General features: G+C 72.5%; 15 protein-coding genes. 5 read left to right on the top strand and 10 right to left on the bottom strand.

Annotation, left to right across the window (positions count from 1 at the left end):
* Window positions 1-102: 102 nt before the first annotated feature.
* A complete protein-coding gene (locus ACZ7LY_RS27875) occupies window positions 103-645 on the bottom strand; it encodes an acyl-CoA thioesterase (RefSeq protein ID WP_471627478.1) in 543 nt (180 codons plus the stop codon).
* A gap of 107 nt (window positions 646-752) precedes the next feature.
* Here ACZ7LY_RS27875 and ACZ7LY_RS27870 point away from each other — a divergent pair, with 107 nt between their 5' ends.
* Window positions 753-2,057, top strand: a complete 1,305-nt coding sequence (locus ACZ7LY_RS27870; RefSeq protein WP_471627477.1) for an LCP family protein — start codon at window positions 753-755, stop codon at window positions 2,055-2,057.
* A 49-nt stretch (window positions 2,058-2,106) separates the two neighbouring features.
* Here the strand turns inward: ACZ7LY_RS27870 and ACZ7LY_RS27865 are convergent, their stop codons facing one another.
* The 4 genes from ACZ7LY_RS27865 to ACZ7LY_RS27850 are packed head-to-tail and all read right to left on the bottom strand — an operon-like array spanning window position 2,107 to window position 8,707.
* The gene (locus ACZ7LY_RS27865) at window positions 2,107-2,868 is read right to left on the bottom strand and encodes a hypothetical protein (protein WP_471627476.1); all 762 of its coding nucleotides are present in this window, start codon (window positions 2,866-2,868) and stop codon (window positions 2,107-2,109) included.
* Window positions 2,869-2,881: 13 nt separating this feature from the next.
* Complete coding sequence (locus tag ACZ7LY_RS27860; protein ID WP_471627475.1) at window positions 2,882-7,693, bottom strand: putative T7SS-secreted protein; 4,812 nt, start codon at window positions 7,691-7,693, stop codon at window positions 2,882-2,884.
* Between the two features lie 2 nt (window positions 7,694-7,695).
* The gene (locus ACZ7LY_RS27855; protein ID WP_471627474.1) at window positions 7,696-8,343 is read right to left on the bottom strand and encodes a hypothetical protein; all 648 of its coding nucleotides are present in this window, start codon (window positions 8,341-8,343) and stop codon (window positions 7,696-7,698) included.
* Complete coding sequence (locus ACZ7LY_RS27850) at window positions 8,333-8,707, bottom strand: SseB family protein (RefSeq protein WP_471627484.1); 375 nt, start codon at window positions 8,705-8,707, stop codon at window positions 8,333-8,335. Before ACZ7LY_RS27850 ends, ACZ7LY_RS27855 begins: the two co-directional genes overlap by 11 nt.
* Before the next feature lie 447 nt (window positions 8,708-9,154).
* On the opposite strand from ACZ7LY_RS27850, the gene ACZ7LY_RS27845 reads away from it, so the two are divergent.
* A complete protein-coding gene (locus ACZ7LY_RS27845) occupies window positions 9,155-9,892 on the top strand; it encodes an SDR family NAD(P)-dependent oxidoreductase (RefSeq protein ID WP_471627473.1) in 738 nt (245 codons plus the stop codon).
* 7 nt (window positions 9,893-9,899) lie between these two features.
* Here the strand turns inward: ACZ7LY_RS27845 and ACZ7LY_RS27840 are convergent, their stop codons facing one another.
* Window positions 9,900-11,057, bottom strand: a complete 1,158-nt coding sequence (locus tag ACZ7LY_RS27840) for an acyl-CoA dehydrogenase family protein (protein ID WP_471627472.1) — start codon at window positions 11,055-11,057, stop codon at window positions 9,900-9,902.
* A 175-nt stretch (window positions 11,058-11,232) separates the two neighbouring features.
* Here ACZ7LY_RS27840 and ACZ7LY_RS27835 point away from each other — a divergent pair, with 175 nt between their 5' ends.
* From ACZ7LY_RS27835 to ACZ7LY_RS27825, 3 genes are all read left to right on the top strand, one after another.
* A complete protein-coding gene (locus tag ACZ7LY_RS27835; RefSeq protein ID WP_471627471.1) occupies window positions 11,233-12,558 on the top strand; it encodes a UDP-glucose dehydrogenase family protein in 1,326 nt (441 codons plus the stop codon).
* Window positions 12,559-13,204: 646 nt separating this feature from the next.
* Window positions 13,205-13,540 carry a VOC family protein gene (locus ACZ7LY_RS27830; protein ID WP_471627470.1) on the top strand — a complete coding sequence of 112 codons (336 nt, stop codon included), beginning with the start codon at window positions 13,205-13,207 and terminating at the stop codon, window positions 13,538-13,540.
* Between the two features lie 26 nt (window positions 13,541-13,566).
* On the top strand, window positions 13,567-13,953 hold the full coding sequence (locus ACZ7LY_RS27825) for a VOC family protein (protein ID WP_471627469.1): 387 nt from the start codon (window positions 13,567-13,569) through the stop codon (window positions 13,951-13,953).
* A gap of 62 nt (window positions 13,954-14,015) precedes the next feature.
* Here the strand turns inward: ACZ7LY_RS27825 and ACZ7LY_RS27820 are convergent, their stop codons facing one another.
* The 4 genes from ACZ7LY_RS27820 to ACZ7LY_RS27805 form a co-directional block, all read right to left on the bottom strand.
* A complete protein-coding gene (locus ACZ7LY_RS27820; RefSeq protein WP_471627468.1) occupies window positions 14,016-15,101 on the bottom strand; it encodes a membrane dipeptidase in 1,086 nt (361 codons plus the stop codon).
* Window positions 15,102-15,640: 539 nt separating this feature from the next.
* The gene (locus ACZ7LY_RS27815; protein WP_471627467.1) at window positions 15,641-16,828 is read right to left on the bottom strand and encodes a dipeptidase; all 1,188 of its coding nucleotides are present in this window, start codon (window positions 16,826-16,828) and stop codon (window positions 15,641-15,643) included.
* A 7-nt stretch (window positions 16,829-16,835) separates the two neighbouring features.
* Window positions 16,836-17,369 (bottom strand): 5-(carboxyamino)imidazole ribonucleotide mutase, encoded by a 534-nt coding sequence (gene purE, locus ACZ7LY_RS27810; protein ID WP_471627466.1) that lies wholly within the window; start codon window positions 17,367-17,369, stop codon window positions 16,836-16,838.
* Window positions 17,366-18,484: a 5-(carboxyamino)imidazole ribonucleotide synthase gene (locus ACZ7LY_RS27805; protein ID WP_471627483.1), complete on the bottom strand. Its 1,119-nt coding sequence runs from the start codon at window positions 18,482-18,484 to the stop codon at window positions 17,366-17,368. Before ACZ7LY_RS27805 ends, purE begins: the two co-directional genes overlap by 4 nt.
* Window positions 18,485-18,497 lie beyond the last annotated feature (13 nt).

Genomic DNA, 18,497 nt, shown 5'->3' with positions numbered 1-18,497 from the left:
TCCCAGCCCCTCCGGCGATTGAGGAGCGGGGGCTGGGGCGGAGCCCCAGAGTGCCGGGTGCGTCGTGGCCGAGCGCGCAGTTCCCCGCGCCCCTGGCGGGGCTCAGGCTTCCGGGGCTGTGGTGCGGGAGCGGAGTTCTTTGATGGCTCGGCGGCGGGCCAACCGGTGCTGGCGGCGGATCTGCGCCTCCTGATACCGCCGCCGGTCCCGATCCGTCTCGGGGATGACAGGAGGCACCGCCCGCGGCTTCCCGTCCGCGTCCACCGCCGCGAACACGAGATACGCGGACCCGACCTGCTGCGCGGGCGCCGACTCGTTCCACCGCTCCGCGAGCACCCGCACCCCCACCTCCATGGAGGTCCGCCCGGTCCAGTTGACCTGCGCCTTCACGTGAACAAGGTCACCCACGCGCACCGGCTCCAGGAACGCCATCTCGTCCATGGAGGCGGTCACGGCAGGCCCCCCGGAGTGCCGCCCGGCAACCGCCCCCGCCGCGTCGTCGACGAGTTTCATGATCACGCCGCCGTGCACGGTGCCGAGGAGATTGGTGTCGTTGTGCGTCATGATGTGCGACAACGTGGTCCGGGATGCTGCGGTCGGCTTGCCCGGAATATCGGATTCCGCGCCGAGGGCCTGGTCTGTCATGCCACCCACCATATGCGCGCGACGTTTGTGTCAGCTCTGCAACAGCACTGGCCCGATTCGCTCCGCGGGCTTGTGGCGCCCACCTGAGGACGCGGCACACTGAGCCCATGAACGATTGGCCCGAGGGGTTCAGCGACAGGCAGCAGGGTGCCGGCGCCGGCGGTGGCTACGGCCGTGGCAGCGCGAGCGCGCGCCCCGAGGGCGCCCGTGTCATGCGTCACGTCCAGCGTCCGGTGCCGCAGCAGCCCGGCTACGACGACGGGGGGTACGACGACCTGTACCGCGACCAGCGCGGGGGCGGCAGGGCCTCGTACGACAGCGGCTACGACAGCGAGTACAACACCGGGCAGGTCTACGGCCAGCCCGCGCACCGCCCCGGCGGAGGTGGCGGCGGCGGTGACTACGGCCCGCCGACCGGCCGCCCCGCCCGCACGCCGAACTGGCGCAAGCGCATCAAGTGGACGGCGATCACGGTCGTCACCGTGGTGGTCGTCACGTCGATCGGCACGTATTTCTGGGCCGACTCCAAGCTCAACCGCGACGTCGACCTCGCCAAGGTCATCAACCGGCCCGCGACCGGCGCCGGCACGAACTACCTGATCGTCGGCACCGACAGCCGCGAGGGCATGAGCAGCGCCCAGAAGAAGGACCTGCACACCGGTTCCGCCGAGGGCAAGCGCACGGACACGATGATGATCCTGCACGTCGGTGGCAACGGCGACACGCTCGTCTCCCTCCCCCGCGACTCCAACGTGGTGATCCCCTCCTACAAGGGCGCCGAGTCCGGCAAGACGTACCCCGCCACCGGCCGCACCACGAAGCTCAACGCCGCGTACGCGGAGGACGGGCCGACGCTGCTCGTCCGTACCGTCGAGGCCAACACGGGCCTGCACATCGACCACTACGCGGAGATCGGCTTCGCCGGGTTCGCCAACATCGTGGACGCGGTCGGCGGCGTCGACATGACCCTGAAGGAAGGCTTCAAGGACAAGTGGTCCGGCGCCGACTTCAAGGCCGGCAAGCAGACCCTCAACGGCAAGCAGGCCCTCGCCTTCGTCCGCACCCGGCACGCCTTCGCCGCGTCCGACCTGCAGCGTACGAAGAACCAGCAGGCGTTCCTCGGGGCGCTGGCCCACAAGGTGTCGTCGCCGGGCACGATCATGAACCCCTTCAAGCTCTACCCCACGATGGGCGCCGGGCTCGACTCGCTCATCGTCGACAAGGACATGAGCCTGTGGGACCTCGGCTCGATGTTCATGGCGATGAAGGCGGCCAACGGCGGCGACGGCAAGTCGATGAACATGCCGGTCAGCGGCAGCGTCGGCGGCAACCTGGTCTGGGACAAGGCCAAGGTCAAGCAGCTCGTGGACCAGTTCAACAACGACGAGAAGGTCACAGTCTCCAGCAACTGACACCTCACCCGCGGGCCCGGCCAGGTGCCGGGCCCCTCGAACGTGACCCTCATGAGCCCCCGCCGTAGTCCTCGTACAGGTCCGCGATGAGGGCGAGGAGGGCTTGGGTGCGGTGGGGGTCCTCCGTGCGGGTGCGCAGGGTCTCGTGGAGGGCCGTGAGGCGGGCGATGGCCTTCGGGTCGCGGGCGCGGACGTCGTCCAGGAGCGGGGACGTGGTCAGGTCCAGGCTCTCGGTGAGCAGCGGGCGGGTGCGCGCGGCGGGCGGGGCCGGGTCGGGGGCGGCGAAGCCGTGCGTCAGATGGCGGGCCGGGTCGGTCAGGCTCCAGCCGACGACGGTGCCGTCCTGGACGAGGAGGGCCACGTCGGGCGCGACGCCGATGCGGGCCTGGAGCGGCGCGTCGAGGACGTCGAGGTCGCGCAGGCAGGTCAAGGCCGTGTCACCGGGCGCCCGGCACAGTTCCGTGGCCGGTTCCAGGCGGAAGTCCCGTGCCTCGTCCGCGCGCAGCCCGCCCGGCCGCGCGAGCGGAAGCTCCGGGACGCGTGCGCGGTCCTCGGCGTCGGCGGTCTCGTACGGGAGCTGGAAGGCGAGGCCGACGAGGCGGCGGTCCCGCGGGTCGAACCTCGCCTCGTCGGGCGCGTCCCACAGCCAGTCCTGGCTGCCGAAGGTCGAAAGCTGGAACCGCTCCTGCTCCTCCACGCTCGCGTAGGCCGCCACGCGCACCCGCTGCCCGGCGAAGTCGAAGCGCGGGGCGACGGTGAGCGGTTCGCCCGTCACGGTCGCCGTCCAGTCGTCGTCGAAGGTCAGTTTCACGGTGAATGCCGCCTCATCGAATCTGTTCCGCCGGTGCCACGAAGCCGTTCTTCGCCGGAATCCTGCCTTCCACGACATCGGCGTGGGTAATCGGGCTGCCGGGATCGCTGGGCAGGCCGCCCAGTGCCTTCGCCCCGGACTCGCCCTTGATCCCGGAGGGCCCGTACGCCGTGATCGCGTTGCCCGCGCCCGCGCCGCCGCCCTCGGTGACGACGACGTCCTCGCCCTGACGGAAGATCAGCCGGCCGCTGCCCGCCGTCGAGTGGTACACCGCGTCGGGGTTCTTCAGGATGTCGAGCACCCGCTCGTCGCTGAAGCCGTGCCGGGTGTCGCCGTGGTAGTTGCCGCTCTTCTTGAACTTGCCGTCCTCCGCGCGCTGGATGACGTCCTCCGCCGTCTGGTGCGCCTTGACGCGGGCCTGGGCGGCCTTCTCCTCCTTCGTGTACTTGGGCATCAGGCCCAGCGGGTCGCATCCCGCGTTCGGGTTGCCGACGTACGTGACGGGGTTGGGGGCGGGGGCGAGGCCGAGGGGGTCGGGTGAGACGTAGCGGCCGGTCTCGGGGTCGTAGTGGCGCAGGCAGTTGTAGTGCAGGCCCGTCTCGGGGTCGTAGTACTGGCCCGGGAAGCGCAGGGGCGTGTAGGCGGTGCTGTCGCGGGACCAGGCGGTCGTGCCCCACAGGGTGGCGCGGGAGCGCCAGGCGACGGCGCCGGACTCGTCGACGAGTTCGGTGGGGGTGCCGACGAGGTCGGTGGCGATGGCGAAGAAGCGGCGGTCGATCTCGGCCTGGGCGCTGTCCGCGCCGAGGATGCGCTCGGTCTGGGCGAGGGGGACGACGTCGCGGTGGTCCCAGGTGAGGGCGACGACGGACGGCGCGTCCGGCCGGTGCTCCGTCTGCTCGCACAGGGTCAGGCCGTCCCAGGTGAACCGGGTCTCCTCGGCGACCGTCTCGCCGTCGGGCGCCAGGCGCTGCTTGGCCGTACGGCGGCCGAGCGGGTCGTAGCGGTAGCGCCAGCGGGTGCCGTCGGGGGTGGTGACGGAGGTCAGGCGGTTCTCCGTGTCCCAGGTGTAGCGCCAGGTGTCGGGCTTGCGGGACAGGCGGGTCTTCTGGCGCAGGGTGATCCGGCCGAGCGCGTCGTGCTCGAAGCGGGTGGCTCCGGCGCGGGTGACGGTGGTGCCGGTGTAGGCGCGCTCGCCGGTGGCGGCCTGGCCCGGGTGGCGTTCGGGCCAGGCGGCGGCGGTCTGGTTGCCGGCGTCGTCGTACGCGTACCGCTCGCTCCAGCCGCGGGCGTGGACGGCGGTGACCCGGCCCGCCGCGTCGAGGTCGAAGGTGCGGGTGCCGGCGAGCCCGTCGGCGACGGCCAGCAGATGCCCGTCGGCGCGGTAGGAGTAGGCGCGGGTGTTGACGGCGCGGCCGCCGGCGGTGACGCGCTGTTCGGCGAGGCGGCCCGCCGCGTCCCAGGTGGAGGCGAGGGTGACGGCGTCGCCGAGGGCCCGGGTCAGCTCCCGGCCCGCCGCGTCGTGCGTGAAGTCGATCCGGCGTCCGCCCGTCGTCAGCCGCTCGGGCAGGCCCCGGTCGTCGTAGGCGTAGGAGGTGACGTGCCCGGTGGGGGTGGTGCGGCTCTTGCGGCGGCCCAGCGCGTCGTACGTGTAGACGATGGCGCGGCCGTCGACCAGTTCCGTCTTCACCAGGCCCCGGCGGTCGTACTGGTAACGCAGGTCGGTGTCCGGGGCGGTCGCCTCCAGGAGCCGTCCGGCGCCGTCGTAGGCGTACGTCGTCACCCGGCCGTCGACGTCCTTCTCGACCACCTGGCCGAGCGGGTCGCGGGTGAAGGCGATGGTGCCGCCGAGCGCGTCCGTGCGCTCCGCGAGGCGGCCCTCGGCGTCAAGGCGGTAGCGGAGCACCCGCCCGTCGAAGTCGCTCTCCTGGACGAGGTTGCCCGCCGCGTCGTAGGCGTAGTCCCAGGTCAGGCCCTGCGGGTTGGTGACGCGGGTGAGGTGCAGATCGGCGTCGTGCGTGAACTCGTAGCGGGCGCCGTCGGGGCCGGTGCGGGCCAGCGGCAGGTCGAAGTGCGTGTACGCGAAGCGGGTGACGGCGCCGGTCGCGTCGGTGTGGGTGAGGCAGTTGCCCTCGCCGTCGTAGGTCCACGACTCGCTCGCGCCGTCGGGTCCGGTGCGGTGGGCGAGCTGTCCGTCGGCGTCCCACACGTACGTGGTCACCGCCCCGGCCGGATCGACGGTGCGCACCGGGCGGCCCAGCGCGTCGCGTTCGGTGCGGGTGACGCCGCCCGCCGGGCCGGTGACCTGCACGGGCAGCCCGGCCGCGTCGCACACGAGGTGCGTGGTCGCGCCGAGCGGGTCGGTGACGGAGGTGAGCCGCCCGGCCCGGTCGTACGTGTAGTGCGTGGTCGCGCCCGCCTCGTCGGTGACCGAGGTGTGGTTGCCGCGCTCGTCGTACGTGTGGATCCGGCGCGTGCCGTCCGCCTGCACGACCTCCACCGGAAGCCCGAACTCGCCGCGCACGGTGCGCAGTTCGCTTCCGTCGGGGCGCAGCGCCCGGACGAGCCTGCCCTCCGCGTCGTACGAGAAGGACGTGGTGTGCCCGAGCGCGTCGGTGCGCGCCACCTGCCGGCCGTGCCCGTCGTACGCGTACCGGGTGGTGTTCCCGAGCGGGTCGGTGACCGCGAGGAGGCGGCAGCCGGGGCCGAAGACGTGCCGGGTCGCGTGCCCCTGCGCGGTGGTGAGCGTCGTGGTGGTGCGGCCCGTGTCGGGGTCGGGGCCGGTGTAGGCGAGGGTGATCTGGACGTGCCCGGCCTCGCCGCCCTCGGCGACGACGCGGTCGCGGTCGTCGTACACGTAGTCGTAGCGGCTGTCGTTGGAGTCGATCCACGCGGTGACGCGGCGCCGCTCGTCGTAGACGAAGCGGGTGGTGGCGCCGGACGGCTTGGTGACGGTCGTGAGGTCGCCGTCGTCGTAGCCGTACGTCATCAGCGGCAGGTCCGCGCCGCCCGCGCCCGCCCCGGCCAGCGACAGGCCGGTCAACAGGCCGTCCGTGAAGGCGAGTCGTACGGTCCTGCCCGCCTCGTCGGTGAGCGCGCTCGGCACGCCGTCCTCGTCGCGCAGGACCGTCACGCGGTTGCCGCCACGGTCGGTGACCGAGGTCAGCCAGGCGCGGCCGTCGCCGCCTGGCTCGCTGTCGGCGGGGGCGCCGAACCGGAAGACCAGGCCGCTGTCCGGGTCGCTCAGCGTGTAGTCGCCGCCGGGCTCCCGGGCCAGTTCGGTGCGGCGGGCGCCGTCGACGGGCCCGGTGGGCACGCCGGGCACGGGGTGCGGGTACGCGACGAGCAGCCCCTCGGCGGTGACGTGCACGACGCCGATCTCGTCCACGTCCAGGCGCTCGTCCACGGTCGACGTCCAGGCGGGCCCCATGAAGCGGCCGACCGCGCAACCCGACTCCGTACGGCGCGTGAAGACCAGCGGCAGCAGGCCCGGCAGGACGACGTCGGTCTGTGGCAGGAACATCTTGCCCGTCGCCAGGTCGACCGGGTCGCCGCCCTTCTCCCGGTCGCCGTCCGGGGTGCGGTGGCTGCCCTCGGGGTCCTCGTCCAGCAGGCGGCGCGCGCGGCCCGCGTCGGCCACGTCGTCCGCGACCCGCGCCGCCTTCGCCGCGCCCGCCGCCTCCTTGGCCAGCCGGGCGGCCTTCACGGCGGCGCCGGAGCCGCCCGTCGCGGCGGTCAGCGCCAGATCGGGTATCAGCCGGCCGAACCCCTCGGCGGGGTCCTTCATGAAGTCCTCGACCATGCGCTTGCCGGTGCCCACCGGGTCGTTGGCGGCGACCACGAGCCCCGCGGCGAGGCTGTTGAGGTTGGTGGCGAACTCGGCGGGGTGCGTGATGTTGTACGGGTCCAGCGGGTTGAGGCCGCGCGCGAAGTTCACGATGCCGGCGGCGCCCTTGATGATGCCGCCGCCGACGTGGTCGCCCATGAGCTGCATCTCCTGGGCGCCGTCCGCGAGTTGCTGCCCGTACGAGGGCTTCTCGGGGGCCAGGTCGCGGGCGGCCTTGACGGCGGAGGACGCGGTCGCCGCCGCCGTGTTCCGCTGCTTGCGGGCCTCGGCGAGGATGTCCTGCGCCTCCTGCATCAGCTTCTTGCCCGGGTCGTCGAAGGTCGCGGCGGGCCGGGGCGGCAGAGACTGAGGGTCGCGCTTGTCGGCGGGCTGCGCGTTGTACTTGTCGACGGCCTTGTTGAACGCGTCGACCTTCTCGCGGTGGGCGTCGGCGGCGGCCTCGGACGCCTTGGTGCCCTCCTTCCACTTGTCGATCGCCGTCTGCGCCTGGCCCTGGGCCCAGGTGACGGTGCCCGCGAAGTTCTCCAGGGCGCTCGCGGCCTTCTCGCAGGCGTCGGCACCGGTGAACCACTTGGGCGGCTGCTTCGCCACCGCCTTGCGCAGCGCGTCGGCGGCCTCGCCCTTCAGCTCCGCCGACGACAGGCCCTTGATGCCGTCGCCCGTGGTGTCGAACGACTTTTGGAACGCCCGCAGTTGGGCCGCCCGGTCGAGAAGGGTGCTCGGGCTGCCGTAGATGAGCTTCGTCTTGTCCTCGGTCTGCCCGAGGTCCATCTCGTCGACCTCGGCGCCCATCCGGTTGGCGACCGAACGGGACTGCTCGCGCACCCAGTCCGCGCCGGACTCCCAGCCGATGTCCTTCAGCCGGTCGGCCGTCCAGTCGCCCGCGTCCTCGACCCGGTCGCCGAGCCATTCGACGCCGTCCTCGACCGCGTCCTCGACGGAGTCGGGCGTCAGGTCGCTGATGATGTCGCCGAGTCCCACGGTCAGTTCCCCCCGGTGTCGCTCTGCTGCTGGGCGCGCTGCTCGGGCGAGGGCCCGAGCGTGTCGTCCAGCGCCTTGTCCCACTGCTCGTCGGAGATGCCGAGCGCGTCCTTCAGCACCTCCGAGCGCTGACCGCCCTGCCCCTCGGTGAGCAGGCTGCGGCCGGTGTCCTTCCAGGTCTGGCCCATCTCCTGGCCCGCCTTGTCCCAGGACTCGGCGCTCCAGTCCGGGTCCAGGAAGTCGGGCTTGACCACGTCGCCCCAGCCCTGCCGGGCGATCTCCTCCTCGCTCGCGTACGGGCTGCCGCCCGCGATCGAGTTGACGCCGACCTTGAGGGCGCCCTGCACGTACTGGTCGTGCTCCCACTGGGTGCCGGCGGCGAGACCGAGGCGGCCGGCGAGTTCGCTGGCGTCGTGGACCAGGGCGCGTACGCCCCACTCCCAGCGCTCGCAGAAGTCCTCGAAGTCCTCGGCGAGACCGTGGTGGCCGGTCTCCATGCCGGTCATCGACAGCTCCGAGAAGCCCTTGCCCATCACCGAGCCGGTGGCGCCGCCGAGGTCGCCGAGCTGGTCGATGGTCGCGCCGAGGCCCTTTGTGAACTTGCCGACGGCCTCCTTGCCGAAGCGCAGGTCCGCGCCGTCACCGGCCATGTGCCGTGCCCTTCTGTACGGGGTGGTCCGTCTGTGCGGGGCGGTCCACGGCTGCGGGGGGCGGGACGATTCCGGTGACCGGCGGGAAGAACATCGCGCCGTCCTCGGTGGCGATGTCCACGGCCAGGCCGGCCGGTTCGTCGAGCGCCGGGATGATCTCGTCCGTCAGGCGGGCGCCCAGGAGTACGGCGTAGTCGAGGGGCTCGGGGTCGGCCTTTTCGCTGGTCCGTTTCAGCGCGAAACGAGCGAGGGCGGACTCGTCCGTGAACGCGCAGTACCAGCGGATGCCTCCGGCGTGGGTGGACCACAGGGTGCCGGTGCCTGTCAGGGGGACGAGGAGGGGGGTACGGCGCATCTCGCCCACCAGGGCGCGGGGGTCGCCCCTGCCTTCTCTTCGGTCCCTGATTTTCTCGGCCAGAGGCGGGGTGTGCGGGTGGGTGTGGTCCACGGGGCCCCTTCTCGACGGTTGCGCTCTCCGCTCTGAGGACGCGCAACTCCGCTTGCGGGGTTCCCGGGGCGCCGGGGGCGGCGGGGATGTGCCTCGGGTGCGGCCCCGGTGGGGCTTCTCGCGCAGTTCCCCGCGCCCCTCATGGAGTTGACTTGAGCGCCAACTTCCAGCCCCTCCGGTGATTGAGGAGCGGGGGCTGGGGCGGAGCCCCAGAGTGCTGGGTACGTCGTGGCTGGGCGCGCAGTTCCTCGCGCCCCTTGCGGGGCTCATCTCAGCGCCGGTCAATTCAAGCCCCTCCGGCGATTGAGGAGCGGGGGCTGGGGCGGCGCCCCAGAATTCCGGGTACGTCGGAAGGTGGAGTAGATGGAGAGTGCTGTTGTCATGGGGGCCGCCGGGGGCGTGGGGCGGGCCGTTGTGCGGGCGCTGATCCGGGACGGAGTCCGCGTCGTCGCCGTCGACCAGAACCCCGCCGTACGGACGCTGACGGACGCCACCCCCGTCGTGGGCGACGCCACGGACCCCGAGTTGATCGCCCATGCCTACGACCAGGCCCCGGAGCCCCCGACCACCCTCGTACACGCCCTGCTCCACGAACTCCGCGCTCCCCTAGCTGAAGTGACGGCAAGTCAGTGGCACCGCGTGTTCGACGTGGGCCTGGTGTCGGCCTGGCAGGCGGCAGCCGAACTCGTCCGGCGCAAGCCCGCCGGCACGCCCGCCTCCGTGGTCCTGGTCGGCTCGGTCCACGCCCACGGAGCCGTACCGGAGTGCGCCCCCTACGCCGTGGCGAAGGCGGGCCTGGCCGCGCTGGCCCGGGCGGCGGCGACGGAGTGGGGCCCGCTCGGGGTCCGTACGAACGTCGTGGAGCCCGGCTTCGTGGCGATCGAGCGCAACGCCCACCGCTGGCAGGACCCGACAGAACGCGCCCGCGTGCAGGCCGCGTACCCGCTGGGCCGGCTCTGCTCCCCCGAGGAGGTCGCCGAGGTCGTCGCCTTCCTGGCGGGGCCCGCGTCCAGTTACGTCAACGGCACCTGTCTGCCCGTGGACGGCGGCGCGCTCGCGGTTCTCCCGGAGGTGAACTGCGAGCGCGCCGACGAGAGTTGACGGCCCGTTACGGCAGGTTGCGCGCCATGACGATGCGCTGGACCTGGTTCGTGCCCTCGTAGATCTGCGTGATCTTCGCGTCGCGCATCATGCGCTCGACGGGGTAGTCACGGGTGTAGCCGTAACCGCCGAGGAGCTGGACCGCGTCGGTGGTGACCTCCATGGCCACGTCCGAGGCGAAGCACTTCGCGGCGGCGCCCTGGTACGTGAGGTCGGCGTCGCCGCGCTCGGAGGCGGCGGCGGCCTGGTACGTCAGGGCGCGGGCGGCGGAGATCTTCATCGACATGTCCGCGAGCATGAACTGGATGCCCTGGAAGTCGGCGATGGCCTTGCCGAACTGCTTGCGCTCCTGCACGTAGCCCTTGGCGTAGTCGAGGGCGCCCTGCGCGACACCGAGGGCCTGCGCGGCGATGGTGATGCGGGTGTGGTCGAGGGTCTGCATCGCGGTGGCGAAGCCGGTGCCCTCGGCGCCGATCATGCGGTCGGCGGGGATGCGGACGTTGTCGAAGTAGACCTCGCGGGTCGGCGAGCCCTTGATGCCGAGCTTCTTCTCGGGGGCGCCGAAGGAGACACCCTCGTCGCCCTTCTCGACGACGAACGCGGAGATGCCCTTCGAGCGCTTCTCCGGGTCGGTGACGGCCATGACCGTGTAGTACTCGGAGACGCCCGCGTTGGTGATCCAGCGCTTGACGCCGTTGAGGACCCAGAAGTCGCCGTCGCGGACGGCCTTGGTCTTCATGCCGGCGGCGTCGGAGCCCGCGTCCGGCTCGGACAGGCAGTACGAGAACATCGCGTCGCCCTTGGCGAGCGGGCCCAGGTACTTCTTCTTCAGCTCCTCGGAGCCGGAGAGGATGACCGGGAGCGAGCCCAGCTTGTTCACGGCCGGGATGAGGGAGGAGGAGACGCAGGCGCGGGCGACCTCCTCGATGACGATGACGGTGGCGAGCGCGTCGGCGCCGGCGCCCCCGTACTCCTCGGGCACGTGGACGGCGTGCAGGTCGGCGGCGACGAGCGCGTCCAGGGCCTCCTGCGGGAAGCGGGCGTCCTCGTCCACGGCGGCGGCGTGCGGGGCGATCTTCGCCTCGGCCAGCGCGCGGATCGTGTCGCGGAGCATGTCGTGCTCCTCGGACGGGCGGTACAGGTCGAAATCAGCCGATCCGGCCAAGGTCTCTCACGCTCCAAGCACGCTAATTACCGTTAAGTAACCCAAATTTTAGGGGGCACCCCACGCAACCGGTACGTGAGCTACGCGACAGCCTGCATCGTGCCCGGTGAGCGCCCTGGTCACGCCCGACTATGCTCGGTCAGCGCAGTGAGCCCCCGACCCCTGGAGCCCCGTAATGGCCCTCAAGATCACCGTGATCGGCACCGGCTACCTCGGCGCCACCCACGCCGCCGCGATGGCCGATCTCGGGTTCGAGGTGCTGGGCCTCGACGTGGTCCCGGAGAAGATCGAGATGCTCACGCGGGGCGAGGTCCCCATGTACGAGCCCGGTCTCGAGGAGCTGCTGCGCGCGCACGTCGCCGGGATCGAGGGCTCCACCGGGCGGCTGCGCTTCACCATGGACTTCGCGGAGGCCGCCGCCTTCGGTGACGTGCACTTCGTCTGCGTGAACACCCCGCAGAAGCACGGCGAGTACGCCTGCGACATGAGTTACGTCGATGCCGCCTTCACCTCGCTGGCCGCGCATCTGCGCCCCGGCGCGCTGGTCGTCGGCAAGTCGACCGTGCCCGTCGGCTCGGCGGACCGGCTCGCCGCGCTGCTGCCCGAGGGCGCCGAACTGGCCTGGAACCCGGAGTTCCTGCGCGAGGGCTTCGCCGTCAAGGACACCCTGCACCCCGACCGGATCGTCGTCGGCGTACGCAGCGAGCGCGCCGAGAAGCTGCTGCGCGAGGTGTACGCGAAGCCGCTGGCGGAGGGCACGCCCTTCATCGTGACGGACTACCCGACGGCCGAGCTGGTCAAGACGGCGGCGAACTCGTTCCTGGCCACGAAGATCTCCTTCATCAACGCGATGGCCGAGGTCTGCGAGGCCGCCGACGGTGACGTCGTACGGCTCGCGGAGGCCATCGGGCACGACGACCGGATCGGCAGCAAGTTCCTGCGCGCCGGCATCGGCTTCGGCGGGGGGTGCCTGCCGAAGGACATCCGGGCGTTCATGGCCCGCGCCGGTGAGCTGGGCGCGGACCAGGCGCTGACGTTCCTGCGCGAGATCGACTCCGTGAACATGCGGCGGCGCGGGGCGATGGTCGAGATGGCGCGGGAGGCGCTGGGCGGCGGGGCGTTCCTCGGCAAGCGGGTCGCGGTGCTCGGGGCGACGTTCAAGCCGGACTCCGACGACGTACGGGACTCGCCCGCGCTCAACGTCGCCGGGCAGATCCACCTCCAGGGCGGGCAGGTCACCGTCTACGACCCGAAGGGCATGGAGAACGCGCGGCGGCTGTTCCCGACGCTCGGGTACGCGGGGTCCGCCGTGGAGGCGGTTCGGGGGGCGGACGTGGTGCTCCATCTCACCGAGTGGCGAGAGTTCCGGGAACTCGATCCTGCGGAGCTGGGGGCGGTCGCGGCGTCTCGGGTGGTGCTGGATGGGCGGAACGCGCTTGATCCTCTGCGGTGGCGGGGGGCGGGTTGGACGTACCGTGCGATGGGGCGGCCTTCGGCGTGACCGGTTCCACGGGTGCGGCCGGCTGATAACAACTCGCGCAGTTCCCCGCGCCCCTGGGTGAGCGGGTGGCTCCGGCCGGTGGGTCACCTCGACTCGCGTCGTGGCTGATCGCGCAGTTCCCCGCGCCCCTGGGTGAGCGGGTGGCTCCGGCCAGTGGGTTTCCTCGACTCTCGTCGTGGCTGAGCGCGCAGTTCCCCGCGCCCCTGAGGTAGTGGGCCAGCCTGTGGTCTTTCGTCCTCGACTTCGTCGTGGCTGGTCGCGCAGTTCCCCGCGCCCCTGGGTGAGTGGGTGGCTCCGGCCGGTGGGTTTCCTCGACTCTCGTCGTGGTTGCTCGCGCAGTTCCCCGCGCCCCTGGAGGGGCGACTGCGTCGCACCCTCCCCCCTGAGGGAGCGGGGCTCCGCCCCTGGGGAGCTGGGGCGGAGCCCCGCTCCCTCAGGGGAAGCTGCACGGAGTGCATGCTTCAGGGGCGCGGGGAACTGCGCGAGAAGCCCCACCGGCCAGAGGATGACCACACACGGTCGCGCCCCGAAGGGGCGCGGGGAACTGCGCGACCAGCCCACCACCGGGCGAAAGGTGAACGACAACCCCAGGGGCAGCGTCCCCTCAGGGGCGCGGGGAACTGCGCGATCAGGCCCATGGGGGATGATGCCGGCAATCTATGTCCGCGGCCGGCACCCCACCTCGGCCCCACCCCCGGAAGGGACCCCCGTCGAAGAGGGCGACGACTGGCTCGAACTGGAGGCCCCCGGCGGCCACCGACTCGGCTTCCAGCGCGCCGAGCACCACCGCCCGCCCCAGTGGCCGGCCGCCGACCACGACTCGCAGCAGCTCCACCTCGACCTGACCGTGGACGACCTCGACACCGCCGAGAAGGAGGTCCTGGCGCTCGGCGCGACGCTCCTCGAACGGGGTGAACCGGGACGAACCTGGCGGGTTTACGCGGATCCGGCGGGGCACCCGTTCTGCCTCTGCGCCTGCTGAGGCGCCCGAGGAAGGGAGCGAACACCGTGGCCATCGCCAAGATCCGCACCACGGTCATGGACTGCGCCGACCCCGCCACACTCGCCGAGTTCTACGCGGCGGTGCTCGGCGGCGAGGTCCGCGACCAGGCCGGCAAGAACGAGTGGGTCGACCTGTACCCGCCCGGCGGAGGCCGGCTCGCCTTCCAGCGTGCCGACGGCTACCGGCCACCGCAGTGGCCCGCCGCCGACCACGACTCGCAGCACGTGCATCTGGACCTCGACGTCGAGGACATCGACGCGGCGCAGGAGCAGGTGCTGGCGCTCGGGGCGCGGGCCCTCGACCTCGACGACGCGGGCGGCACCCGCGACTTCCGCGTCTACGCGGACCCGGAGGGCCACCCGTTCTGCCTGATCAGGCCCGAGACCGGCTGACCGCGCGGTGAGCGCGGGGCGGGGCCCCGGGCGTGGCGTACCGCACCCGGGGCCCCGTGCCGTCAGCCCGTCGCGCCGGCCGGCGGGGTGGTGAGGCGCCGCTTGGCCTCCCGCGCGGCGAACTCCGTACTGCGCAGCACCCGCTCCGCGTTGCCCCAGGTCAGCAGGGCGATGTCGGACTCCGACCAGCCGCGCTCCAGCAACTCCGTGACCAGCGCGGGCTGCCCCGCCGGGTCCGCGAGCCCCTCGGGGCGGGCCTCCCCCGTGTCGTACATCCCGGCGAGCCCGACCGCCTCCGGTCCCGCGACCTTCCGTACGTGGTCCAGGTGGTCGGCGACCTCGCGCAGACCCTGGCCGGTACGGGCCGCGGAGCACGGCACGAGACACAGGCCCCGGGCCGCGCCGAGCGCCGCGAGCAGGGCGTCGGAGGCGTTGTCGGGGTGGTCGGTGAGGGCGCGGGCGCCGGAGTGGGTGAGCACGGCGGGCGCGCGGGAGACGGTCAGCACCTTCAGCGCGGTCGGCTCCGCCGTGCCGGACAGGTCGATGAGGACGCCGAGGCGGTTCAGCTCCCGTACGACCTCCTCACCGAACCGGGTCAGGCCCGCGGCCGACGCCCAGGACGTGCCGCCGCCGAGGGTGACGGCGCGCAGGCCGAGGGAGTGCAGGGCGCGCAGGGTGCCGAGCGAGTCGCCGATGACGCGGGCGGGGGCGGGGCCGATCAGTACGGCGATCCTGCCGTGCGAGCGGGCGTCGGCGGTCTCGGACGCGGAACGTACGAGGCGCAGGCCCTCCGGGTAGCGGGCGACGACCCTGTTGATCAGGTCGATCTGCTCCAGGGCGGAGGTCAGGGGGTGGTCCTCGGTGACCCTCAGGGCCCAGAGCTGGGCGCCGGTGCGGCCGATGCGGAGGCGGGGGAGGTCGGCCTCCACCGAGTGTTCGCCGAGTTCCAGGTCGTACCAGGGCAGGGCCCGCAGGGTTTCCGCGAGGCCGCAGTAGCCGTCCGCGACGGGATGCCGGGCGAGCAGGTCGCCGGGGGCGGTCTCTTGTGCGCTGCCTGGGTCCGGGTCTGGATCTGGTTCAGGGTCCAGGGGTGGGTCGAGCCTGCCGGCTTCGGCGGGGGCGGTCAGTTCGTCCTGTAGGTCTGCCATGGCAGGGCTCCGGACCTCGGTGTAGCAACGTCCGCCTCAATCTGACACGCGCCGGGGGCAACGACACGCCGAGTGCCCCATCCGGGTGACCCCGGGTTCTCCGTCTGACGGTCGCGTCGCGGCTGACCGCCCAGTTCCCCGCGCCCCCAGGTGAGTGGGTGGCTCTGCCGGTGGGGATCCTCGACATTCGTCGTGGCTGATCGCGCAGTTCCCCGCGCCCCTGTCGGGGCGACTGCGTCGCACCCTCCCCCGGAGGGAGCGGGAGGGGCGACTGCGTCGCCGCCTCCTCCGCTGGGGAGCTGGGGCGAAGCCCCGCTCCCTCAGGGGCGCGGGGAACTGCGCAACGTTCAGGGCAGCGGACCTCACCCGGAGAACCCCCTAGGGGCGCGGGGAACTGCGCAAAACGTTCAGGTCAGCGGACCTCACCCGGAGAACTCCCCAGGGGCGCGGGGAACTGCGCGATCAGCCCCCACCGGGCGGATGGTGAACAACGACCAAGGGGGGCACCGGGTACCGATGATCAGGCCGGCGCCGGAGGGCTACCCGTCGAGTTGGGCTCGGGTCGCGTTGGACGCCCCCCGCCGCCCCCGAAGATCCCGGCCGACGGCCTCCGCGTCACCAAGCACCCGCACCACGTTCCCCCACGTCAGCTTCGCCAGATCCGCGGAGGACCACCCCCGCTCCAGCAGCTCCGCGACCAGGTTCGGGTACCCCGACACGTCGTCGAGCCCGTCCGGCGTGAACGCCGTCCCGTCGTAGTCCCCGCCGACCCCGACGTGGTCGACGCCCGCGACCTCCCGCATGTGGTCGAGATGGTCCGCGACCGTGGAGACCGTCGCCACGGGCCGGGGCCGCCGCTCCTCGAACGCCCGGTGGATCTTCATGGCGTCCGGTGACGTGTCGAGGTGGTGGAAGCCGTGCGCCCGCAGGTTCTCGTCCGCCTCGGCGGTCCAGTCGACCGCCGCCTGGAGGACGAACTTCGGCACGAAGGTGGCCATGGCCACGCCCCCGTTGCCGGGCAGCCGCTCCAGGACGTCGTCGGGGATGTTGCGCGGGTGGTCGCACATGGCACGCGCCGAGGAGTGCGAGAAGATCACCGGCGCCTCGCTGACGTCGAGCGCGGCCCGCATCGTCGTGGCGGCGACATGCGAGAGGTCGACGAGCATGCCCTCGCGGTTCATCTCCCGTACGACCTCACGGCCGAACGCCGACAGGCCGCCCGCGCGGGGCTCGTCCGTCGCGGAGTCCGCCCAGGACAGGGAGGAGTTGTGGGTGAGCGTCATGTAGCGCACGCCGAGCGCGTACAGGGCGCGCAGCGTGGCGAGCGACTCGTTGACGGAGTGGCCGCCCTCGGCGCCCTTGAGGGAGGCGATCCGGCCCTCGGCGCGCGCCGCCTCCATGTCCGCCGCCGTCAGCGCGGCCCGCAGGTCCGCCGGGTAGCGGGCGATCAACTGGTCGACGCAGTCGATCTGTTCGAGGGTGGCGCTGACCGCCGCGTCCCCCGTCAGCTCGGCCGGCACGTACACCGACCAGAACTGCGCGCCGACCCCGCCCGCGCGCAGCCGCGCCAGGTCGGTGTGGAGGCAGTCGCTCTGGTCGGCGGCGATGTCCCGGGCGTCGAGGTCGTACGTGACCTGCTCGCGCAGCGCCCACGGCAGGTCGTTGTGCCCGTCCGCCACGGGGAACTCCGCGAGCAGCGCGCGGGCCCGGTCCAGCCGGTCGCTCATCACACGCTCACTTCCCGAAGCCGAAGCCGCCGCCCGCGCCCTCGACCTTGGTGCGCAGGCGCTTGCCCTTCTCGGTGGCCTGGTCGTTCAGCTCCTGCTGGAACTCCCGTACGCGGCCGAGGAGTTCCTCGTCGTGCGCGGCGAGCATCCGCACGGCGAGCAGCCCCGCGTTGCGCGCGCCGCCCACCGACACCGTGGCGACCGGCACCCCGGCCGGCATCTGCACGATGGACAGCAGGGAGTCCATGCCGTCGAGGTACTTCAGCGGCACCGGCACGCCGATCACGGGCAGCGGCGCCACGGACGCGAGCATGCCGGGCAGATGGGCGGCGCCGCCCGCGCCGGCGATGATCGCCTTGAGGCCGCGGTCGGCGGCCTGCTCGCCGTACGTGATCATCTCGCGCGGCATGCGGTGCGCGGAGACGACGTCGACCTCGTAGCGGATCTCGAACTCGTCGAGGGCCTTCGCGGCGGCCTCCATGACGGGCCAGTCGGAGTCCGACCCCATGACGATGCCGACGACGGGATTGACCGGGCTCATTCGGTGATCGTCCCTCTCAGATAGCCGGCTGCGTGCCGGGCGCGCTCCAGGACGTCGTCCAGGTCGTCGCCGTAGGTGTTGACGTGTCCGACCTTACGTCCGGGCTTCACGTCCTTGCCGTACATGTGGATCTTGAGCTGCGGGTCCCGGGCCATGCAGTGCAGGTACGCGCTGTACATGTCCGGGAAGTCGCCGCCGAGGACATTGCACATCACGGTCCAGGGCGCGCGCGGGCGGGGGTCGCCGAGCGGGAGGTCGAGCACGGCCCGTACGTGGTTGGCGAACTGGGAGGTGATCGCGCCGTCCTGGCTCCAGTGGCCGGAGTTGTGCGGGCGCATCGCCAGTTCGTTGACGAGGACGCGGCCGTCGCGGGTCTCGAACAGCTCGACGGCGAGGTGGCCGACGACGCCGAGTTCCTGCGCGACGCGCAGCGCCAGCTCCTGCGCCTCGCCCGCGAGGGCTTCGCCGAGGCCGGGGGCGGGCGCGATGACGGTGTCGCAGACGCCGTCGACCTGCCGGGACTCGACGACGGGGTAGGCGACGGCCTGGCCGTGCGGGGAGCGCACGACGTTGGCGGCCAGCTCGCGGGCGAAGTCGACCTTCTCCTCGGCGAGGACCGGCACGCCCGCCTTGAACGGCTCGGCGGCCTCCGCGGCGGAGCGCACCACCCAGACGCCCTTGCCGTCGTAGCCGCCGCGGACCGTCTTCAGGACGACGGGGAAGCCGTCGCCCTCGGCGGCGAACGCGGCCACGTCGGCCGGGTCGCTCACGAGGCGGTGCCGGGGGCAGGGCACGCCCAGCTCGGTGAGCCTGGCCCGCATCTCGCCCTTGTCCTGGGCGTACACGAGCGCGCCGGGGCCGGGGCGGACGGGGATGCCGTCCGCCTCCAGGGCCCGCAGGTGCTCGGTGGGCACGTGCTCGTGGTCGAAGGTGATCACGTCGCAGCCGCGGGCGAAGGCGCGCAGCGTGTCCAGGTCGCGGTAGTCGCCGACGACGACGTCGCCGACGACCTGGGCCGCGGAGTCCTGGGGCGTGTCACTGAGGAGCTTGAACCTGATGCCGAGCGGGATGCCTGCCTCGTGTGTCATACGAGCGAGCTGGCCACCGCCGACCATGCCGACTACCGGG

The sequence above is a fragment of the Streptomyces sp. NPDC107550 genome, assembly GCF_055639095.1.
Note: the sequence above shows the minus strand (reverse complement) of the source record. Positions and strands in the feature narration are given on the sequence as shown.

Excerpts from the sequence above, each read along its gene's own strand:
- ACZ7LY_RS27875 (WP_471627478.1), bottom strand. The coding sequence starts at position 645 with ATGACAGACCAGGCCCTCGGCGCGGAATCCGATATTCCGGGCAAGCCG.
- ACZ7LY_RS27870 (WP_471627477.1), top strand. The coding sequence starts at position 753 with ATGAACGATTGGCCCGAGGGGTTCAGCGACAGGCAGCAGGGTGCCGGC.
- ACZ7LY_RS27855 (WP_471627474.1), bottom strand. The coding sequence starts at position 8,343 with ATGGCCGGTGACGGCGCGGACCTGCGCTTCGGCAAGGAGGCCGTCGGC.
- ACZ7LY_RS27845 (WP_471627473.1), top strand. The coding sequence starts at position 9,155 with ATGGAGAGTGCTGTTGTCATGGGGGCCGCCGGGGGCGTGGGGCGGGCC.
- ACZ7LY_RS27835 (WP_471627471.1), top strand. The coding sequence starts at position 11,233 with ATGGCCCTCAAGATCACCGTGATCGGCACCGGCTACCTCGGCGCCACC.
- ACZ7LY_RS27830 (WP_471627470.1), top strand. The coding sequence starts at position 13,205 with ATGCCGGCAATCTATGTCCGCGGCCGGCACCCCACCTCGGCCCCACCC.
- ACZ7LY_RS27820 (WP_471627468.1), bottom strand. The coding sequence starts at position 15,101 with ATGGCAGACCTACAGGACGAACTGACCGCCCCCGCCGAAGCCGGCAGG.
- ACZ7LY_RS27815 (WP_471627467.1), bottom strand. The coding sequence starts at position 16,828 with ATGAGCGACCGGCTGGACCGGGCCCGCGCGCTGCTCGCGGAGTTCCCC.
- purE (WP_471627466.1), bottom strand. The coding sequence starts at position 17,369 with ATGAGCCCGGTCAATCCCGTCGTCGGCATCGTCATGGGGTCGGACTCC.
- ACZ7LY_RS27805 (WP_471627483.1), bottom strand. The coding sequence starts at position 18,484 with ATGGTCGGCGGTGGCCAGCTCGCTCGTATGACACACGAGGCAGGCATC.